We start from the raw sequence: 20,503 nt of genomic DNA on the forward strand, positions 1-20,503 counted from the left end.
ACCCTTCTTGAGCTAGATGTATTTCCATCTGTCATTCTCGCCACGTCTTGCCATCTTCCCGAATGTACAACCTCGTGCATCCATCCGTTGACGGCACCGAGGCCTCAAATAGTGCTCCTGTTGTCGCAAGCTTGATGTGATCAGCTTCAGACCATTGTTCGTCCTTCTGAAGTGTTACTAGTTCACCACAGAACTGGCCGTGCAGTTCATAATATTGGCGTTGCCGATAATATATTTTTCGCAGCTGCCATTTTGACTGTTCATCCAAGGGTAGCTCAAATGAAGCATCTGCTTCCTCCGTAAACCAAACATAGCCCCACAGTTCCGGATAATGCATGTTCACAATGCCCATACTGCTCCATACCCAGTTCTGTTCTGGCAATGTTTGTCCGCTATCTGGGTGTCGCCTTTTGACATATTGCCCCTCTACAATGTCAACATGCCATTCGACACGTGAGAAATTGACACGCCAAAATTCACCGTGCCTTGGCATGCGGCCTTCTGCGGCGCATTCTCTCAAGGAGCTCCACGGCATTGCCACCTCGACACTCCATTTCCGATTTAACGCATGCGGATTGTTTAGTTCGCCATCAATATGAACTGCTGTCTGGAGCCCTTTAATATCCCATCCATTAATAGGCGGCCCCCCATCCCGATAAGGCTTTGGAAGGAGCAGATCCCATACCGTATTTAAAGCATTAATCTCGAATTCATAATAATTGTGCGTATCGCCATCGGGATCGATAAAAATTTCAAAGTCGTTGTCATGGAAAATAACCGAGTCTCGTTCGGTCAGCGTAGCCCAAATTTGCTCTTCTTCCATCTCTGCACCAAAATAAAAATATTGATCATCCCAAAGCATTTTTAGTCGAGTTCGCTTGGTAGGAAGTGGCTTAATATCACCCTCAATATCTACAAAATCATTCGTCCAAGCCGCTGCTTCCCAAAAAGGCTTATCCAAACGACCGTCAATTACAAGCGGCTCGCTTGCACGTTTACATATATAATGTTCGGGAGCATATTCAGCAATAACAGGCTCTGGTACATGGCTTCTATTTATCGTCATACAAACCTTCATCTCCTCTTGGATAAAATAAGGAATGGACTGCCTTCGTACGCTCTTCGTGCTGCTTATCCTCTATTTCTCTCGACAACTAGCCCTCGCTGCCACATAATCAGCCAACAAACAAGCACCATACCCGCTCGCCCCGGCAGCAGCATAAGCCGTCTCGGCCTTGTATTGTGATGTTCCCGCCATATCAATGTGCGTCCAAGTCATACCGGTGGCAACAAAGCGGCGCAAAAACAAAGCAGCTGTTATCGCCCCAGCCAATGGCGAAGAGCTTGTATTGTTTATATCCGCATAGTCACTGTGCAAGTAACATTCGTATTCGTCCATTAACGGCATTGGCCACAATCTTTCCCCGCACTTCTCACCTGCTTCTACCAAATGTGCGCTCATTTGCTCATCGCCCCATATCCCGGCGATACCAAGACCTAAGGCTGCGCCTACATTACCTGTCAGCGTCGCAATATCGATAACTTGCTTTGCTCCGAGACGCTCTGCATGTAGAAGTGCATCTGCCAGTATAAGCCGTCCTTCGCCATCTGTATTGCCTACCTGCACGGTCATGTTATTCGGATAATGTATAATCGAAGAAGGCAGCAGCGCCTTAGCATCCGGTATATTTTCTGCGATTGGAATTAAGGCGACTATATTTACGTTGAGCTTATTTGATACCACGATGTCCAACGCACCAATGACCGCGGCAGCTCCTCCCATATCCATTCGCGCATCGCTAATATCGTTGCCATGCTTGATGTTCATTCCGCCCATATCAAACGTGATTCCTTTGCCAATCAGTGCAAGCAGCGGCAGTTCCGGATCTGTCGTATAACGCATTTGGACCATAGCAGGCGGATGCTTGCTTCCTGCACCTACTGCGATCAAGCCGTTCATCTGCTGCTGAACTAGTTCCTCACCTTGATACACATAGGTTTGCACCCCTTCAGCAGCTTTGAAATGCGACACGATACGCTCGACAAATTCCCCGGGAAATAGCGTGTTTGCAGGCTCATTTACGAGGTCACGCGCCAATATATTCCCTTGGGCACGAATTTTGGCTGTATGCACCGCATGCTCCAACATGGATACGGACATTGTCGAGAACAATTCGCGATCTACCTGTAAATATACTGGCTGTGACTCCGCTAATGCAGTCTTATACTGTTGAAATTGATAGTTTCCAAGGAGCCAGCCTTCGGCCCAAGCTGTCAACCATTCTTCTGATGATATTCCAAATAATGTTCTTGCACGTGCTGACACAGGCATCAAACGAGCACTTTCAAATCCGTCCATCCGAAGCTTGCGTGCTGCCGAACTTGCAGCCCGCTTCACTATTTCACGTGTGCATCCCCTTCGATTACCCATGTGAATGACCATGAGGGTCGGCTCTTCAGCGGAACGGCTGTAGAACAACAAATGCTCTCCCACCCGCCATTTCCCTGCCGGAAGTGGCCAATGGAAATCTTCACTGTCATCCTGTATATGGAGCTGTACAACAGCAGCATCACAGCAACCCTCTGCAATCACAATCATCCGATTTATCCTCCTACTTATCCCATTGAAGTCCAAGCGATTTCACTGGTTACGAAATAGTGTTGTTGTACACCCGATCATGTGCCCTTTTACGCCCATTCAAACACCGCTTCTCGCTCCCCAACAATGAAGCCGCCATCATTATAAATCGTATTTGGCACGATCTCGTACAGCCTAGCTATCGTATCTTTCTGGTCATAGCCAAGACGTTCAAGAATTGAAGCGATTATACAAGGCCACACCTGTTCAGACCCATCAGATACCTTTAACGCGATACCAAGCCGTTCTTTTCTCAAGCCGATGCCGTATACTCCCTTCGCTCCCCCTTTCGCCGAAATGTTAGCATCCTGCAAAAGCGCCGAACACACAAAGTGAGTATCCGCAATCATAGTCGGATTTTCGTTCATCAGTGAAGCTATTCGCTCTGCGGCCTCGCGGATATCATGTTCACGAATCAAGTCAGGACAAGCAAGCTTCAAATAAGCGCGGCCAATCGTATGCAAAGGCACTGCATGAATAGGCAAACCACAGCCGTCTACACCAACCGCTATCCGTTCCTTAGGAACCTCTGTCATTGCGGAAACAACCGATAAAATCTCTTGTTGAACGGGATGCTCCAGTTCATAATAAGACTTCTCGTCCCAGCCCATCTGTTTACATAAAGCAAGAAGTCCCAAATGCTTGCCAGCGCAATTGTGAAAAATACGGCGCTTAGTCTCGCCGTTCATAATACGTTCTGCCTTTGCTTGTTCGTTAAGGGGAAGCGAAGGGCAACAATATAGCTGCTCTTCTGATATGCCCGTCTTTTGTGCGATTGACGCCAATGCCGCAATATGAAACGCCTCTCCTCTGTGTGAGGCCGCAAATAGAGAGGCCTCTTCCCCCGTCAGACCGTATACATGATCCACACGGCGCTTCATGACGGGGATAGCTTGGAAAGGTTTGGCCGCTGATCTGAGAAATACGACATGCTCCGGATCCCCCGCCTTATAAATGACTTCCCCTGTTTCGTTAACTACGCAAACTGCACCGTAATGCACATTTTCCAGTACACCTGCACGATACTCCTTCACTAGCTCCGTAAATGGCTTCATACTTGCTATACCTCCATCGTTTTTGTCCCGCTACTTCGCCGTGAACCTGCGTCTGGAACGTCAACCCCATTTTTAGAGTTGTACAACAATTCCTTATTGCCTAAATATTTTCCTGCTTGCCTCCTAAACGAAGCTTTCAAAAATGAATCTTCTGATCTATTTCACGACCAAAAATATAAAATCCATTGATTTATCACACGCGCTCCCCTAATATTTTCAGTAAGGAATGCGTTTTCACGAAGCTGTGGAATACCATTCACAAAGACATGCAGGAGGCGCTACATGAAATGGAATCACTTTAAGTCCAAGCTGCTGCTCAAATACATCGTTTCTTATTTGTCGATCTGTCTCATCCCGTTGGTCATCCTGACTGTCTTTATATATCAAAATGCTGTCAACAATTTGCGATCCGAGATCGAACAAACGAATGTGAACCAGTTAACCCAAGCTAAAAAGTCAATCGACGATCGGATGAAAGAGCTGCAAAATATTGCAACACGTATCGCTTTTGATGAGCAGTTAAGCTCTTATCAGGTTCATCATCCTTACTTCAGTAGAGATGCCATTAACGCGTTAGATAAATATAAAGTGACCAGTGCTATTATCGACGAGCTGTTCCTTTATTTTAGAGGAGACAACGTCATATACTCCTCACAAGGGTTAACGAATCTGGACGTATTCACCAAGTCCTACATGTTCCACAATTGGACAAAAGAAGCATTCGTTCAGGACTTAAACCATATGAATGTGCCAACGATACGTCCGGCGGAATTGGTCAATCGGAACTCCGTGCAGGAATCCAAGCTCGCCTATTTGGTACCGATAACTCCAAATAGCCCTTATCCACACGCCACGATCATGTACTGGATAAATGAGTCTATGCTGACTGGTCTGATTGAGTCCATTCTGGACAATTTTCAAGGCAACAGTTATATCTTTGATACAAACGGTCAAATCTTGGCCGCTAACAATCAAGGTGCTTTAAATTCCAAACAGGACATTGAGCTGCTATCTGCGCTAGGTCCTGGCATTCATAGCATGACGCTAAACCATGAACAGCACTCTGTCGTCTCGATCAAGTCAGAGGTCAATGGCTGGACGTATGTGACCTCCATGCCGAGCGCACAGTTTTTTAGTCGAATTTTCCATATCCAGACAATTATTGTGTATGTGTTCTGTATTGTAGTGCTAGCAGGTACCGTTATCGCCATAATGCTGGCCAGAAGGCAATATCATCCGATATTTAATCTGATGGAGTACGCCAAGCTAAATACGGAATCCGTATCCGGAACACCTTCGCCAGCCAGTAATGAGCTGGAGTGGATTCAAAAAACGCTGCACGACTACAGTTCTCGTGTAGACATTCAGGAACCTTACGCACGTAATCAATATTTGTTTATGATGTTAAAGCACGGTAATGCAAGCTATATGAATCGTGATTTGATGGACAAACTTGGCATCCAGTTGGATCGTACCCACCACTTTGTCATTCATATGGGATGGGACGTTACGCCAGGACTTCAAGACGACCTTCATGAGCGACAAGTCATTATGGAACTGCTGACTGAAGTCGAAATTCCGGAATATGAAGCCCATGCTTATGGTGTTGAGCTGCCTCAACCTGACCAGTTGGCCCTTCTTATCAGCTTTACGACTGAGCTGGCCATACCGGTAAACATACGGATGGAACAGATCGTTGAGGCTCTGCGTATTAGCGTGATGGAAAGTTCCAATTTGATTCCTGCCATCGGTGTAGGCACCTGCTACACCACTTTGGAGCAATTAAACCAGTCTTATATTGAAGCTTCATCTGCATTTGAATGCCGGATGGTAAATGGCAAGGGCAGCGTTACCTTCTTTGATAAACTTTCCTATACGCAAGATCATGCGTTCTGGATACCAAAGGATGTGCTCTTAAAGCTAGCCCAAAGCTTAAAGCAAGGCAGCCACGATGTTGCTATTCATATGGTTGGCAACGCACTTGCTAACGTAAAAAACGAGAAGCTGACCGTACCACTGCTGCGCTGCATCTGTTTTGACATTTTAAATACGATGCTGAAAACGGCCTCTGAAATGGGCATTAATGATGTCGTACAAGACCTGCCCAATATAACTTCCTTTGATTCACTGGAAGAATTGGAGCAGAAGCTGCTGCGACTCGCATCCCAAATCTGCTCGCAAGTGGAGCAAAAAACAGATAAAGAAGAACGTTCCTTAATGGATCAGATCGTAGCGTATATCGATGAGCACTACACCGATTACACGCTGAGCCTGGAAACGATCTCACTCAAGTATGCGATTTCATCCTCCTATTTCAGCCGTTCTTTCAAGGAGAAGGTAGGCACGAACTTCTCGCAATACATTTGGCAGAAGCGTATGGAGGAAGTGATTCGGCAATTGTTGACGACTACTGATTCCTTGAAGGACATCATCAACCGTGTCGGTTATTTGGACACACCTAATTTCATCCGCAAGTTCAAAAAAGAGACCGGCCACACACCTGGGCAATACCGCAAACTTTTTGCGTCAGACGAGATTGCCAGCACAGCCGAAGATGTTTAGCACCATTCGATTGACCTGCTAAGTCAAATCCCCGAGATGAACACTCATCCCGGGGATTTGATTCTTTAACAAACTAGGGGGTAGTTTGTGAAGAAGCTTGCAGATGTACTTCCAGCTTGTACTTGTACTTCCAGCTTGTACTTGTACTTATCCTTGCTTCCAGCGATCATATGCGGCTTGGTAAATTTCAGCGACACGTTCGCCACCCATCTTTTTGCATGTCTCGATATATTTATCCCAGTTGCTTAACGGCTCTTGGCCCGTAACAAACTTCGCTTCCATCTGCTTGACGTAAGTATCCAGATCAGACAGCTTAGCAGATGCTTCACTTTGTTCGTCCTGAGACAGGTACACACTTGGGAACGGTACTTTGCTAATTGGATCTATTTTCTCGGATGTTTCTTTTTTCAACCAACGTGCGAAGTCGTCCTCAAAGCCACGTTTCGTATCTTCATTACTTACTTTTGGCAGTACTACGCCATAATCCGGTGTTAATGTGGCACGATATTCCTCACGGTCTTTACCGCCAGGCACTTCCAACTTCTCTTTCGTAAAATCTGCTTTATTGGTATATTTCCACAATACACCTTCTGGTCCGCTGCTAATCAGGTCCGCTCCTTCAGTTGAGTAAAGATAGTCAACCCAACGCATCGTCGCTTCTGGATGCTTATTTTTGTTCGTAATCGCAAATACACCTCTGACAAGTCCAGGATGCTTGGCAGCTACCGGTGAACCGACTACTTCACTTTTTACAGGCGCATACATCGGATCGTCTTGGCTAGGATCGCCACCTAATGTAAAGTAAGCATGGTAGTCAGCGAACAAGGCCACTTGGTTGTTTTTCCCTTTTGCTTTTTTCTGCTCGTCTGTTTGGGAGAACGTTTCTTTATCAAGCAAGCCATCATTCCAAAGACGGTTCAAGAATGTAAGATATTGTTTATATCCAGGCTCCATCGGCGTGTAATGCACTTTATCTTCTCTATCCGCATAAATTTGTTCATTAAAGATACCCCATGAGCCTAGCAGCCACATGCGTACATCATCAAGCTTGACGGACACAAATGGAATTTCATCCTTTTTACCGTTGCCATTTGGATCTTCATCTTTGACTCGTTTCAAATAGGTATACAATTCTTCCGTGGTAGACGGCACTTTATCTATACCTAGCGCTTTCAGGAACTTCCCGTTGTACCAGAGGGGCCCCCGATACCAGCCCGCATCAAGATCGATGTTTGGCAAAGCATAAATGTGACCGTCTGGTGTAGTAATTGACTTGCGGATGTCAGGATGCTCATCCAGTATTTTTTTCAAATTAGGTGCATACTTGTCGATCAACCCTTCGAGCGGAATAAGTACGCCTTGGCCACCGTAATTCACTTCATCAGCCGCTTTCAATTGGCCGGAGAAAAATACGTCAGGATAATCACCACTCGCAAATACAAGGTTGCGCTTCGTATCAAAGCTGTCTAGCGGCGCATTACGGAAATCAAACTTAATGCCGGTCTTTTCTTGCATCTGTTTGAAGAACTCCATGTCTTGCCAATTTTGCATCCCTACGTCTTGCCCCATCATCGTTAACGTGATTGGTTCTTTAACGATCGGGAAGCCTTCCATATTCAGATTGGCGCTTGCCTCACTGCCTGTGCTTCCATTTTCCGCAGCTTTGTCGGATGAACCGCCGCAGCCAGACAATAATGAGATGAGAAGAGTCATGGATAATAACATTGCCCATATCTTTTTGTGTCCCATGACCGCATTGCTTCCTTTTTGCATGTAAAGATCCTCCCTTTTGTGTGGTCTTTCTTGCAATGGCACAAGCATCTATAATAATCATAGGCAATAGCCTACGTTATTACATAACCTTTTGTTTCAATCGTGCTATTTGGCCTTACACGGTGATTCATAGACGAGTCTTTGGTTAGGCTTGCTTTAAGATATCGGTAACTTCCACCCGAAAATCAACCTTTTACAGATCCAATCATGACTCCTTGTACGAAGTAGCGCTGCAAAAATGGATAAACAGCGACGACAGGCAAGGTAGATACAATGATGACCGCATATTTCAAGAGTGATGCCGCATCCGCTTTATTGTTCAATGCAGAAGCTACCGATGCGTTGATGGCAGCGCCAGTTGTTTCGGCTGACATTTCTTGCAGCACAAGAATTTGGCGTAATATCATTTGCAGAGGATACTTCGATTCCTCATTCAAATAAATGAGGGCACTAAAGTAGCTGTTCCAATGCCCTACTCCGTAGAACAAAGCCATAACAGCAATGATCGGCGCAGAGAGCGGAAGTACGATTTTAATAAACAAACGCATATTGGTGCAACCGTCAATATGTGCTGCCTCTTGCAGCTCTTTTGGTATAGTTGACTGGAAAAACGTTCTGGCCACAATAATGTTCCACACGGATGCTGCACCAGGCAAAATAAGTGCCCACATGCTGTTTATCATACCTAAATTTTTAACTAGCAGGTAACCAGGAACCAAACCACCACCAAAGAACATCGTGACCATAAACATCCCCATAAAAAAACCACGTCCAACGAAATCGCTTCGACTTAAGCTATAAGCTGCTGGCAAGGTTACAAACAAGTTAACTAACGTGCCGACGGTCGTATACAGAATCGTATTGCCATAACCAGACCATATTTTTGAATTTTCAAATACTCTTACATATCCTTCAAATGTGATGCCCTTTGGTAACAGCCACATTTCACCCGAGTTTACATACTTCGGATCACTTATAGACGCGCTTATGATATACAGCACAGGATACAATACGATAAGAAGTGCGATTGATAAGTAAATGTAGTTTAAAATTACGAATATTTTATCTCCTCTTGATTCCTTTACAGCTACGGCTGCCATATAGCCACCCTCCTTCTACCACAAGCTATTGCCGGTGCGTCGTGCAATTTGGTTAACGGTAATTAGCAAAATGGCGTTTACGACTGAGTTAAACAATCCTACTGCGGTCGAAAAGCTGTACTGTGCATCTACAAGACCGGAACGGTACACAAAAGTTGAAATGACGTCAGATGCACCCATATTAAGCGAGTTTTGCAGGAGCAAAATTTTCTCGAAGCCGACACCTAAAATGCTACCCATGTTCAAGATAAGCAAAATGGTAATCGTAGGTGTAATGGCCGGAATATTAATATGCAAAATCCGTTTAAACCGGCTTGCGCCGTCTACAATCGCTGCTTCATGAAGCTGTGGATCTACGCCTGATAATGCAGCCAGATAAATAATCGTGCCCCACCCAGTCCCTTGCCAGACACCCGACAACACATACAAGGTTTTAAACCAGGCCGGTTCCGTTAAAAAGTTAACAGGATCAAACCCTAAAAACTGAATAATATGATTGATAATGCCGGTAGACGGCGACAAAAAGGTGATTATTATACCTGCCATAACGACAACAGAAATGAAATGTGGTGCATAAGTAATCGTTTGTACGCTTCGTTTGAAGAAGCCATCCTTGACCTCATTAAATGCTAAGGCCAAAATAATCGGCAGCGGAAACCCAACTGCAAGCTCGTATAAGCTAATGCTAAGCGTGTTCCACAACAAATCCCAGAAGTAATACGACTCAAAAAAGCGCGTAAAGTGGTCGAATCCAACCCACGGGCTGCCCCAGATTCCCTTTGTCGGGATAAAGTTCTTAAACGCAATCTGAATGCCATACATCGGACCATAATGGAAAATAAGAAAGTACAGAAATGCGGGTGCTATAAATAAGTAAAGCTCCCAGTTCTGAAGCATCCTCTTCCACACTGTCTTGTTGTTCTTGCCCGGATTCGGAATCACGTTGGCTGAAAGTGCTCCTTGTGCGTTTTCTTGCATCGTGTCCACTCCCTCCTTTCGAATGTTAGGCTTTCTCTTTTCTCTGTCCATTTCTCCATCCATCTATAATGGAAGCAGCTAGCCTTCACGATAGAAAGCGGTTACAACATAGAGTGAAATCGCTGCTTCGCCCAAAAAGTAAGCTCATCAACGTCACCCTGTTGCTCGACTTTTAACAGTTAAGCATTTTGAGATTGCATTGCTGCTAGCGCTTACATTGATAATTGTAGGCCACTTCTTTACACATCGTAAATATGTCGTTTTCGCTTCTCACCTTTTATAGCTGAAACCTTTGTTGCGTAAGGGTTTTCGGGACTATTAACACTAAAATGACAACGCTTTCGTTGTGGCTGAATGTGTTTATTTTGTTGTCAATAAGCCGAATTTGCACTCGCTTTTGCCAACACAAAAAGCGCCAATTGTCACATTCCTCCGTGACAATTGGCGCTCCAGCGAACCTTGTTTACTTGCGATTCGGCTCGCCGAAAAACATTTCGTATGCGAGAGCAGTCTGCACATGAGACTCTTCTGGTGTTAACTTCCGAATCAATTCCATCTCCACCTCTGTTACTTCCTCGCCTTGAAAATTGATCTCGGCTATCGAGGCCACAATTTTGACAATCGCAACAGCCACATTAGCAGAACTATAGGCAATCACTTTTTGACCCGTCGGGAAAATACGCAGCCCCGTTTTTTTCATTTTGCCACGCCCGTACTCTAGCAGCTCGTACAGTTCCTGATCGGTCTTGAATTTACATACTGAATTAAACTCCGTAGAAAATCCCATCTTCACCGCCCCTTTACCTGTTTTTCATTCTATTGAACCATGAATACAGAAAAGAAGGCAAACCGATCTTGCTTCGACTAGTCAATGACGGCCGACTTCATTAACGATGTAAACCACTGCTCCAAACCAAGCACTGACGGACACCTGATGTAGATTTTCCATATGTTCAATCAAAAACAGTTGCTACTTCTTAGCATCAATTATGCGCTCAATTCGCTGTGTCATGTGCTGCTGAAGCTTGGCTCTCTGCTCCGTAGAGAGCTGATGATGCTGGACTTGTTCATACAGCTGATGCTCCATTTCCAATGTCATAGCTCGTTTCAGCGGCTCTGGCTCAATCCCCTGATCACTTGCATATTCACCGAGCGACTTACCGTTCTGCATAGCTTGGCATAACGCATCGTGTGCAAGTCCAAGCATCATCAACTGCTTGCTTACGTTAACTGTAGCAGCTGGCTGCTTATTTCGAGCTGTGCGAGCTGCCGCATCTGTACGCTGATTCAAAGCTGCTGCTTTTATCGTTGTTTTATCTTTTGACAATGAGGATGTAGATGCAGTTGTTTCCGCATAAGCGTTAGCTGGAATCAACATCCCTAACAAAATCGTAATGGCTATAAGTTTAGCGTACTTCGTCATAGCGTTTGTCCTCCACAGTTCTATTTCGATTGTTTATTAATAATCCGACAAAATAAAATTGTACTATTCCATGTTAGACAATACCTATGAAATTAGGTACTGTTAACTCCCTATGCTTAGCAAATGCGCAGCAACTTCACTGAATAAGCCCAGTATAGGGGTCACTTCTTAGCTAAACCTGAATCCAACCTTAAAAACATATAAAAATAGCGTACAACAGTTGGCAGTTACGACCTCCATTGTACGCAACGTGAAGTTAGCGTTATCCGTTATTTACATTTTACACATTCGGCTCTACCTTCTTCATTGGTTTTCCGTGCGTGTTGTTCCGATTGTAGTGATACCCCTCAATCCATCTGTCCATGTGTGAAAGTATTTTAGTTTTCGTCCGGGCACCTTCCTCCGCGGTCAGCCTGCCACTCGTTACTTCTACTTCAACTCGCTGCTCAACCTGCGACTTTAGCATCAATTTGAGCTTCGCCTTACTTACGCCTTTAGCTGCCGCCATGTCACCCAGAGACTGTCCTGCTGCCGCTGCTTTTCTTACTTCCATCTGACTAAGACCGATTTGTCCAAACACCGCATGCAGCGAGTCTTTAAATATTTTCCGTTTGCTTTCTCGCTTTGCCAATTCTGCTGGGCTATACTTACGATCAATCATCCGTTCCAGCCTTGCTGTCATCGATACCTTGATTTGAGCAGCCTGCTCAGTTGTCATTGTGCCCTGCTTCACTTCCTGTTGCAGCTGCTGCTCCAACTGACCGCGCAGTGCTTGTAGAAGTTGGCTGCGCGATACGCCACTAGCAGCAGCGAATTCAACTAATGATTGGCCTTTCGATATTGCCCTCTTCCTTGCATCTTCACCAAGTCCGAGCGATTCGAAAGCCTTATCCACGTCCATCATTCTGACCTTTCTGGCACCATGCATATACTTTGTATCTGGCACCTTCTCAGAGAGTTGTGAAGCTTCAATCCAAATGCCCTCAGGCTTGTTATCGTTTGCCCAAGCTTCAACAGGCAACAGCACGCTCAAAAAAGCGACCACCACCAAACACCGTATGTTCTTTTTCATTTTTAATCCTCCTGCTTCACTTACTCATGGCTTTTTGGATGCAATCCAAATCTGCCACGGCATAACACTAGCGTTAGCAGCTCTTCTTAATAAATTATGAGCAAAACATTAAATTTCATTAACGTGCACAAATACGGAAAAATGAACATAAAAATACCCCTTACATGGGCACTGGTAACGTTCATCCAGCTTCTTGCCCACATAAAGAGTATTATTTGTTAATTGTACATATAATAAGTGCAGTTAATGAAATTACACACTTTCATAATGAAGCTGTTGTTTCGCCTCAAAGCGATCAAGCGCAAGCTGAATCAATTGATCCAATAAATCCTGATATGGCAGGCCAGTTTCTTTCCACATCAGCGGATACATGCTGTACGGTGTAAATCCAGGCAACGTATTTACTTCATTAATAAATACTTCCATATCCGAGCGGCGTACGAAGAAATCAATACGCGCCAAGCCTGATCCATCGATCGCACGATAGGCCTTTACCGCAAGCTCACGAATACGCTCCGTCAATTCACTGTCTATCGGTGCCGGTATCGCCATGCTGGACTTGCCGTCTGTGTACTTGGCCTTATAATCGTAAAATTCGTGCGCCGAAATAATTTCACCCGGCACAGAAGGCTTAGGATCGTCGTTGCCCAGAACACTCACTTCAATCTCTCGTGCATCCACAAACTCTTCCACGATAACTTTTCGATCGTATTGCAGAGCCAGTTCAATGGAGGCGATCAGTTCTGCGCGATTGCGCGCCTTGGATATACCAACCGAAGAACCCAGATTTGCCGGCTTAACGAAGCAAGGATAACCTAGCTCCGCTTCGGTATGAAGCAGCACCTGTTCACGCTCACGTTTCCACTCGCTTACGATAAAGTGCACATACTTGCATTGTGGAATATCGGCATGGGCAAATGCCTGCTTCATAAAGGCTTTGTCCATCCCTACAGAGGAAGCAAGCACGCCTGCTCCTACATACGGCAGGTTCGCCATCTCAAACAACCCTTGAATCGTACCATCTTCTCCATTAGTACCATGCAGTAACGGGAAGATAACATCAAGCGTCTTGTTTGGCACAGCTTCTCTGCTGCTATCCAAGCCCGCAAATAGCAATTCCATTGCTCGTACAGTTCCACCACTCGATGAAAGCAGCGTCAGTTCCGCTATGTCCTGAAATGGTGCATGCAGCGGCTCACCGACACGCCATTCCCCCGATCGTGTAATAAAGAAAGGTACAAGCTCATATTTGTCATAATCAAATGCATTCATAACCGCAAAAGCAGTCGATAAAGATACCTCATGCTCTCCCGACTTGCCGCCGTACACGATGCCGATGCGCATTATTCTTTGTTGTCCCATAAGTCCCTCCGTCAGCGCTATAGCGCCAATAGTTCTCTCTTATGACGTCATCCGTCCTGCCCGCTACCAGCCCGCTAATCGGAACGTGTCCAGCCTGTTCAGTCAGAAGAAGTCAGTTATATGAAAAAAGCGATACTGAGTCGCTTCTGTCCACGCATAGGAATCTTGATAATCCCAATAACGGTGCCTGCTGTTGTTCGTATGTGCGTTAACCAGCGGCATTCCATTCTTATCAAATGCGGTCACAATCGTATTGTGCTGGTAGTGGCCGTCGCCATCCCAATCATAAGCAATAACGTCACCCAACTGCAAATCACTTGCATGCTTAACAGCGACAGCCCGAAGGCCTGTCGTACTGGAGGTTAAAAGCCGCTCCATACTGTTTGATACAGCCCAGCTGTAACTCCAGCCTTCGCTGCCATTAACCATGCCTTTATACCACCAACCTGATTCTCTCCTACCAGTATAGTTCATAGGCGCCCCACCTGCAAAGAGACATTGGGAGACATAATTGGTGCAATCGACCTCAAATGACAAAAATCTCGGGTTTGACTCATTCCACCATTGCTCCGCATATTGGACTGCCTTCTCCCTAAGATAAGGTGACGATTTTGCCGTCTTCACTGCTCCTAGCACATCCATATTCAAGTAGGGCAGTGGAGGTGATAATGCGCCCTGCTCCTGCTCTGTCCCGAGTTGAATGTTGCGCATATGCCGCTCCATCTGTGGATGGTCAATCTGTGATATAATCCAGCTTTTCCCTTCTCTAGTCAACGTAATGCGCTCGCGATCAATCCGTTCTTCAACAAAAGTTGTTCCTTGCTGATCGGCCTCTCGCTGTACATGGAACTCCATATCTACCGTTACTTCGCCTTCTCCCTCGCGTGTTCGGATCAGCTTCGCTTTGGTTTGACTTTTGAGAGGAGATGTGTCGCGTTCCCGGTACCAACGCTTTAAACGTCTGCTTCGTTCACTCATTCGCAGTGTGTAGTCCATATCTGTAATTGGGGCATGGAGTGTCTGATGCCGATCATCCACCTCATGCCGATTATGCTGATCTACATATAAATAGAGCGTATTTTTCCATGCCTGCCGCATCATTCACGCCTCCTTGATCCGCGTCTTGTGTCTCTTTAATAGAACGTTTCTTCATTAGACAGGCATGGCGCTCGATATAGAAGGAGCATGCCCACCCAAGCTTAATTAGATAGTTCATTGTATGCGGGTCATGTAGATCACATGATGAGGTCATGATGAAGTTGGCATAATGTTAAAACGGAACAAATATTTAGGCATTATTTTGCAGCAAAAAACCTTTACCAAATTTCTAATAAACGCTATACTGAGAGTACGAATAAAAACATGAAATCATGTTTCATCTAGTGAAACGTGTACAAAAATTTGGATGAGTTACCCTACTTTACATCAAACCCGCTCGACCAGTCATTAACACAACCATGAAGGAGGTACTATTATGGCAAGAACAGATGCATTCTCCGCTGCCCGTGATCTAAGCGTCGGAGCCAAGTCTTACCGTTACTACAGCTTGGAGGCCCTTGAAACACAAGGATTTAATGGCGTGTCCCGCCTGCCGTTTTCGATTAAGGTGCTCCTCGAAGCTGCCATCCGTCAATTTGATGGCCACGCGATTACTTCAGAACATGTCGCTCAAATTGCTAATTGGGCTGAAGGTCGTGACGAGAACAAGGAAATCCCGTTTATTCCGGCACGTATCGTTCTGCAAGACTTTACAGGCGTGCCTGTCGTTGTTGACCTCGCGGCGATGCGTGATACCGTTAAGAAAGCGGGCGGTGATCCAAAACAAATCAATCCGCTCGTGCCTGTTGATCTCGTCATTGATCACTCTGTCATGGTTGACGCGTTTGGCACAAAGGATGCACTTGAATATAACATGAACGTAGAGTTTGAACGCAACGAAGAGCGTTATCGTTTCCTTCGTTGGGCGCAGACTGCGTTTGATAATTTCCGCGCAGTTCCACCTGCAACAGGTATCGTTCACCAAGTCAATCTGGAGTATTTGGCTTCCGTTGCAGCAACCAAGACAGTTGACGGCGCAACTGAAGTATTCCCGGATTCACTTGTAGGAACAGACTCTCATACAACGATGATTAATGGTCTCGGTGTAGTGGGCTGGGGTGTCGGCGGTATAGAAGCTGAAGCCGGTATGCTTGGTCAGCCGCTTTATTTCGTAACCCCTGAAGTTATCGGCTTCAAGTTGACAGGTACATTGGCTGAAGGCGCTACAGCGACTGATTTGGCGCTGACAGTAACACAAATTTTGCGTAAAAAAGGCGTTGTTGGCAAGTTTGTAGAGTTTTACGGACCAGGATTGTCCAACATCAGCTTGGCTGACCGCGCTACAGTAGCCAATATGGCCCCAGAATATGGCGCTACCGTCGGGTTCTTCCCCGTAGATAGCGAAACGTTAAACTATATGCGCAGCACAGGCCGCACGGAAGATCAGATTGAGCTGGTTGAAGCCTATTATCGTGCGCAAGGTATGTTCCGTACCGATGAAACAGCAGATCCTATATTTACGGATGCGATTGAGCTGGATCTTGGTTCTATCGTACCAAGCTTGGCAGGACCAAAGCGTCCTCAAGACCGTGTTGAGATGGCTAACATGAAGCAAGCCTTCAACGACATCATTCGTACACCTATCGATAAGGGCGGCTATGGCTTATCAGATGAGAAGATTGCAGAAGAAGTAACGGTTTCTCACCCGAACGGTCAAGTAAGCAAGTTCGGTACTGGTGCTGTTGTCATTGCAGCGATTACGAGCTGTACGAACACATCCAACCCGAGCGTCATGATTGGTGCGGGCCTAGTAGCCAAAAAAGCGGTTGAGCGTGGCTTGAAGAAACCAGCATACGTGAAGAGCAGCCTGACGCCAGGATCACTAGTTGTAACCGAATATTTGAAGAAAGCCGGGCTCATTGATCCGCTTGAAGCACTTGGCTTCCACGTCGCAGGTTATGGCTGCGCAACTTGTATCGGCAACTCTGGCCCACTGCCAGATGAAGTCGGCAAGGCAATCACAGACAATGACATGACCGTAGCGGCAGTATTGTCTGGTAACCGTAACTTTGAGGGCCGTGTTCACGCGCAAGTGAAAGCTAACTATCTCGCTTCTCCGCCGCTTGTTGTTGCTTATGCGCTGGCTGGTACGGTGAACATTGACTTGGCTAACGACCCGATCGGTTATGATCAGAACGATCAGCCTGTATACTTGAAGGACATCTGGCCATCTAACGATGAAATCAAGCAGGCAGTAGCCCAAGCGATTACACCACAGATGTTCCGTGATAAATATGAGCACGTATTTACACAAAATGAACGTTGGAACTCTATCCCTGTGCCGCAAGGTGAACTGTACGAGTGGGACGAGAACTCTACCTATATTCAGAACCCGCCGTTCTTCTCGAACTTAGGAGATGGCCTGACTGATATTGCAGATATTAAAAATGCCAATGTCCTTGCTTTAATGGGCGATTCCGTTACGACAGACCACATCTCTCCAGCAGGTAACATTAAGGCGGACAGCCCTGGCGGCGAATACTTGATCAAGCATGGTGTGAAACGCGAAGACTTTAACTCGTACGGTTCCCGCCGCGGGAATCACGAGGTGATGATGCGTGGTACATTCGCAAACATCCGTATCCGCAACCAAGTTGCGCCTGGTACAGAGGGCGGTGTCACCACTTACCTGCCTGATAATGCCGTTATGTCGATCTATGATGCTTCCATGAAGTATCAAGCGGCAAACAATAACCTAGTCGTTATTGCTGGTAAGGAGTATGGAACAGGCAGCTCCCGCGACTGGGCTGCTAAAGGTACGTTCCTGCTTGGCATCAAAGCTGTCATCGCAGAAAGCTTTGAGCGGATTCACCGTTCCAACTTGGTTGGCATGGGTGTACTTCCGTTACAATTCCAAGAAGGCCAAAGCTGGCAGGCGCTAGGCATTACTGGACGCGAGAAATTTGATATCGTAGGCTTGTCCAATGACGTACAGCCAGGTCAAGAAGTGCGAGTGACGGCTACACGCGAGGACGGGACCACATTTGAATTTAACGCTATCGTCCGACTTGATAGCATGGTGGATGTAGACTACTATCACAACGGTGGTATCTTGCAAACCGTACTTCGTCAAATGATTGCCAGTGAGCGTACTCACGCTTAATAGCTTATCTCCATTAGAACAGCACCTGCGGAACTAACCGCAGGTGCTTTGTTGTGTGTGCTGACAGCAGCACCGACTATCTCCCACCACCTCTAAATACTCCTATTCCTACTAAATAACTAGACATAAGCATAATTATTCATTTTTTTATTATATTTTTTCCGTTTTTTGACACAGAACGACGCACTTTTGTTACAATTAGCTTTGTACTATTCATATTATGAATCTAACGATGAAATGAGGTGCTTGTAATCGGCGCTGTCACAAGGCTTGTCGAGCCAGATCACCCGCTCTTGTTCGAATTGGCTGCTACCGTCAAGAGAGATGAGCTTGCAGCATGGAACTGGCCTGCACTGGAGCTTGAAGCGTTTATCCAACAGCAATTAACATATCAACTGCACACCTATCAGCAGCGATACCCCCAATTAAAGTGCAGCATCCTTGAACTGGACAATCGACCAATCGGTCGACTTATTCTCCATCAAGATGCAGCTCGTATTCACATCTTAGATATCGCTATCGTTCCAGAACATCAAGGTCAGGGCCACGGGACCCACCTCCTGCGCACTATGATGCAAACGGCTTATAATACCGGTCGTTCTATTTATTTGCATGCAGACCTGCAAGGAAAGGCGATAATGTGGTATGACAAGCTAGGCTTTGAGTCCCAGCCTGTCGTGCAATATCCTTATGTTCCGATGGAATACATACCAACCGCCATAGATGGCGCTTATTTGAAAGGAGATTAATATGGCTGAACCTTATGTTGGTGAAATTCGTATGTTCTCAGGCAGTTACGCCCCTCAAGGCTGGGCGCTGTGTAATGGGCAACTGTTATCCATTTCGGAAAATGAAATTTTATTTATACTGCTTGGCACTACTTATGGTGGCGATGGGCAGACCACATTTGCGCTGCCTGACCTTCGTGGTCGTGTACCGATTCATAACACGCCCACGTATCCGCTTGGCAGCAGAGGCGGAACCGAGACGGTGACACTTACGGCGACGCAACTTCCAAGTCATAGCCATAGCATCGTCTCAACAAATGAGCAGGCGACGCAGCAGAGCCCTGCGAACGCCACATGGGCGGCTCCTGGCAGCGCCATTTACGGGGACCAAGCACCTGTGGGCACGATGAGTCCTGCAAGCATACTGCCAGCAGGCGGCAATCAGCCTCATAACAACATCATGCCTTATCTCACAGTCAATTTTATCATTTCACTATTCGGTATCTTTCCTAGTCAAAGCTAAACTACAATTCATAGAAGGAGGAATTCTTGTGTCAGAACCCTTTTTGGCCGAAATCCGTCTTTTCCCATATGGCTTTGCCCCTAAAGGCTGGTTGCCTTGTGAAGGACAAATACTTAGCATTAATAACAATCAGGCCTTATTTTCACTAGTCGGTACAACTTATGGCGGCGATGGTAGAACGACCTTTGCACTACCCAACTTGAAAGGAAGAGTCCCTATTCATACAAGTTCATCACATACGCTAGGGCAATCTCAAGGGGAAGCGACGCATACTCTAACGATTAATGAAATGCCTGCGCATGTACATATAGCTCGCGCGAGTTCACAACCGCCTTCACTCCCATCCGCGCAGGACAACGTATGGGCAGCAGGAGTTGCTGACAGCTACGTACCTGTGGCGGCTGCTCCGAGCAACATGTCTGCTTCTGCCCTTGCTCCAGTAGGAGGCAGCCAACCGCATAACAATATGCAGCCTTACCTTAGCTTACAATTCTGCATTGCAATTGTTGGTATTTATCCTAGCCGCAGCTAATCGGAGGAGGACACATTTATGGATCCATTTGTAGGTGAAATTAGAATATTCGCAGGTAACTTTGCGCCTGTAGGTTGGGCTTTATGCAACGGACAGCTTCTAAACATCAGATCATATTCAGCGCTGTATGCCATACTAGGAACAACGTATGGTGGGGATGGCAAGAACACCTTTGCACTGCCTAATATGCAGGGCAAAGCGCCCATTCATCAAGGAGCAGGACCTGCTCTAAGTGAATACCCGCTCGGCAGCACCGGCGGCAGCGAAACTGTGACCCTATTGGAAACGGAAATACCGTCGCACACACATACACCGCAATTTACCAAAGGAGCAAATCAAGAGCTGCCCTCTCCCAACCTATGGGCGGAGTCTTCCAAAAAGCCACGGCCCAATCTGTACCAAAGCACAGCAGATGTATCGATGTCTCCGTACGCTGTACAGCCAGCCGGTGGAAGCCAGTCGCATAACAACATGCAGCCTTATTTGGTAATGAATTATATTATTGCTTTGGAAGGGGTTTTCCCGCCAAGAAGTTAGTTGTGCAGTCTGAGCACAG

Annotated in this window: 17 protein-coding genes; 6 read left to right on the top strand and 11 right to left on the bottom strand. The window is 46.1% G+C overall.

Annotated features, from left to right (window positions below):
- Nucleotides 1-31: 31 nt before the first annotated feature.
- From H509_RS0108000 to H509_RS0108010, 3 genes are all read right to left on the bottom strand, one after another.
- Nucleotides 32-1,060 carry a carbohydrate-binding family 9-like protein gene (locus H509_RS0108000; RefSeq protein ID WP_028544625.1) on the bottom strand — a complete coding sequence of 343 codons (1,029 nt, stop codon included), beginning with the start codon at nt 1,058-1,060 and terminating at the stop codon, nt 32-34.
- A gap of 78 nt (nt 1,061-1,138) precedes the next feature.
- Entirely contained in the window at nt 1,139-2,599 is a 1,461-nt protein-coding gene (locus H509_RS0108005) for a M17 family metallopeptidase (protein WP_036696734.1), read from the bottom strand.
- A gap of 89 nt (nt 2,600-2,688) precedes the next feature.
- Nucleotides 2,689-3,693, bottom strand: a complete 1,005-nt coding sequence (locus H509_RS0108010) for an asparaginase (protein WP_028544627.1) — start codon at nt 3,691-3,693, stop codon at nt 2,689-2,691.
- Nucleotides 3,694-3,975: 282 nt separating this feature from the next.
- Between H509_RS0108010 and H509_RS0108015 the strand changes: the two genes are divergently transcribed.
- Nucleotides 3,976-6,255 carry a helix-turn-helix domain-containing protein gene (locus H509_RS0108015; RefSeq protein WP_028544628.1) on the top strand — a complete coding sequence of 760 codons (2,280 nt, stop codon included), beginning with the start codon at nt 3,976-3,978 and terminating at the stop codon, nt 6,253-6,255.
- 147 nt (nt 6,256-6,402) lie between these two features.
- Here the strand turns inward: H509_RS0108015 and H509_RS0108020 are convergent, their stop codons facing one another.
- The 8 genes from H509_RS0108020 to H509_RS0108055 form a co-directional block, all read right to left on the bottom strand.
- The gene (locus H509_RS0108020) at nt 6,403-8,028 is read right to left on the bottom strand and encodes an extracellular solute-binding protein (protein WP_211234317.1); all 1,626 of its coding nucleotides are present in this window, start codon (nt 8,026-8,028) and stop codon (nt 6,403-6,405) included.
- Nucleotides 8,029-8,213: 185 nt separating this feature from the next.
- On the bottom strand, nt 8,214-9,128 hold the full coding sequence (locus H509_RS0108025; protein ID WP_028544630.1) for a carbohydrate ABC transporter permease: 915 nt from the start codon (nt 9,126-9,128) through the stop codon (nt 8,214-8,216).
- A 15-nt stretch (nt 9,129-9,143) separates the two neighbouring features.
- On the bottom strand, nt 9,144-10,106 hold the full coding sequence (locus tag H509_RS0108030; RefSeq protein WP_028544631.1) for an ABC transporter permease: 963 nt from the start codon (nt 10,104-10,106) through the stop codon (nt 9,144-9,146).
- A 463-nt stretch (nt 10,107-10,569) separates the two neighbouring features.
- Nucleotides 10,570-10,893 carry a hypothetical protein gene (locus H509_RS0108035; RefSeq protein ID WP_028544632.1) on the bottom strand — a complete coding sequence of 108 codons (324 nt, stop codon included), beginning with the start codon at nt 10,891-10,893 and terminating at the stop codon, nt 10,570-10,572.
- A gap of 183 nt (nt 10,894-11,076) precedes the next feature.
- A complete protein-coding gene (locus tag H509_RS0108040) occupies nt 11,077-11,529 on the bottom strand; it encodes a hypothetical protein (RefSeq protein WP_028544633.1) in 453 nt (150 codons plus the stop codon).
- A gap of 280 nt (nt 11,530-11,809) precedes the next feature.
- Nucleotides 11,810-12,601 (bottom strand): hypothetical protein, encoded by a 792-nt coding sequence (locus H509_RS0108045; protein WP_028544634.1) that lies wholly within the window; start codon nt 12,599-12,601, stop codon nt 11,810-11,812.
- A 252-nt stretch (nt 12,602-12,853) separates the two neighbouring features.
- Nucleotides 12,854-13,963 (bottom strand): D-alanine--D-alanine ligase, encoded by a 1,110-nt coding sequence (locus H509_RS0108050; RefSeq protein WP_028544635.1) that lies wholly within the window; start codon nt 13,961-13,963, stop codon nt 12,854-12,856.
- Nucleotides 13,964-14,065: 102 nt separating this feature from the next.
- Nucleotides 14,066-15,061, bottom strand: coding sequence for an amidase domain-containing protein (locus H509_RS0108055; RefSeq protein ID WP_028544636.1), 996 nt, complete (start codon nt 15,059-15,061; stop codon nt 14,066-14,068).
- A gap of 376 nt (nt 15,062-15,437) precedes the next feature.
- On the opposite strand from H509_RS0108055, the gene acnA reads away from it, so the two are divergent.
- The 5 genes from acnA (at nt 15,438) to H509_RS0108080 (ending at nt 20,484) form a co-directional block, all read left to right on the top strand.
- Complete coding sequence (gene acnA, locus H509_RS0108060; protein WP_028544637.1) at nt 15,438-18,164, top strand: aconitate hydratase AcnA; 2,727 nt, start codon at nt 15,438-15,440, stop codon at nt 18,162-18,164.
- 242 nt (nt 18,165-18,406) lie between these two features.
- On the top strand, nt 18,407-18,913 hold the full coding sequence (locus H509_RS26715; RefSeq protein ID WP_051286890.1) for a GNAT family N-acetyltransferase: 507 nt from the start codon (nt 18,407-18,409) through the stop codon (nt 18,911-18,913).
- Between the two features lies 1 nt (nt 18,914).
- Nucleotides 18,915-19,415, top strand: a complete 501-nt coding sequence (locus tag H509_RS0108070; protein ID WP_028544638.1) for a phage tail protein — start codon at nt 18,915-18,917, stop codon at nt 19,413-19,415.
- 28 nt (nt 19,416-19,443) lie between these two features.
- Entirely contained in the window at nt 19,444-19,947 is a 504-nt protein-coding gene (locus H509_RS0108075) for a phage tail protein (protein ID WP_028544639.1), read from the top strand.
- Nucleotides 19,948-19,965: 18 nt separating this feature from the next.
- Complete coding sequence (locus H509_RS0108080; protein WP_028544640.1) at nt 19,966-20,484, top strand: phage tail protein; 519 nt, start codon at nt 19,966-19,968, stop codon at nt 20,482-20,484.
- Nucleotides 20,485-20,503 lie beyond the last annotated feature (19 nt).

It is taken from the genome of Paenibacillus taiwanensis DSM 18679 (assembly GCF_000425125.1).
GTDB classification, from domain to species: domain Bacteria; phylum Bacillota; class Bacilli; order Paenibacillales; family Paenibacillaceae; genus Paenibacillus_B; species Paenibacillus_B taiwanensis.

What these genes read in the sequence shown, in the direction of transcription:
- H509_RS0108035 (WP_028544632.1), bottom strand. Translation starts at nt 10,893, where the DNA reads ATGGGATTTTCTACGGAGTTTAATTCAGTATGTAAATTCAAGACCGAT.
- H509_RS0108015 (WP_028544628.1), top strand. Translation starts at nt 3,976, where the DNA reads ATGAAATGGAATCACTTTAAGTCCAAGCTGCTGCTCAAATACATCGTT.
- H509_RS0108025 (WP_028544630.1), bottom strand. Translation starts at nt 9,128, where the DNA reads ATGGCAGCCGTAGCTGTAAAGGAATCAAGAGGAGATAAAATATTCGTA.
- H509_RS0108005 (WP_036696734.1), bottom strand. Translation starts at nt 2,599, where the DNA reads ATGATTGTGATTGCAGAGGGTTGCTGTGATGCTGCTGTTGTACAGCTC.
- acnA (WP_028544637.1), top strand. Translation starts at nt 15,438, where the DNA reads ATGGCAAGAACAGATGCATTCTCCGCTGCCCGTGATCTAAGCGTCGGA.
- H509_RS0108045 (WP_028544634.1), bottom strand. Translation starts at nt 12,601, where the DNA reads ATGAAAAAGAACATACGGTGTTTGGTGGTGGTCGCTTTTTTGAGCGTG.
- H509_RS0108070 (WP_028544638.1), top strand. Translation starts at nt 18,915, where the DNA reads ATGGCTGAACCTTATGTTGGTGAAATTCGTATGTTCTCAGGCAGTTAC.
- H509_RS0108080 (WP_028544640.1), top strand. Translation starts at nt 19,966, where the DNA reads ATGGATCCATTTGTAGGTGAAATTAGAATATTCGCAGGTAACTTTGCG.
- H509_RS0108020 (WP_211234317.1), bottom strand. Translation starts at nt 8,028, where the DNA reads ATGCAAAAAGGAAGCAATGCGGTCATGGGACACAAAAAGATATGGGCA.
- H509_RS0108055 (WP_028544636.1), bottom strand. Translation starts at nt 15,061, where the DNA reads ATGCGGCAGGCATGGAAAAATACGCTCTATTTATATGTAGATCAGCAT.
- H509_RS0108030 (WP_028544631.1), bottom strand. Translation starts at nt 10,106, where the DNA reads ATGCAAGAAAACGCACAAGGAGCACTTTCAGCCAACGTGATTCCGAAT.
- H509_RS0108010 (WP_028544627.1), bottom strand. Translation starts at nt 3,693, where the DNA reads ATGAAGCCATTTACGGAGCTAGTGAAGGAGTATCGTGCAGGTGTACTG.
- H509_RS0108050 (WP_028544635.1), bottom strand. Translation starts at nt 13,963, where the DNA reads ATGGGACAACAAAGAATAATGCGCATCGGCATCGTGTACGGCGGCAAG.
- H509_RS0108040 (WP_028544633.1), bottom strand. Translation starts at nt 11,529, where the DNA reads ATGACGAAGTACGCTAAACTTATAGCCATTACGATTTTGTTAGGGATG.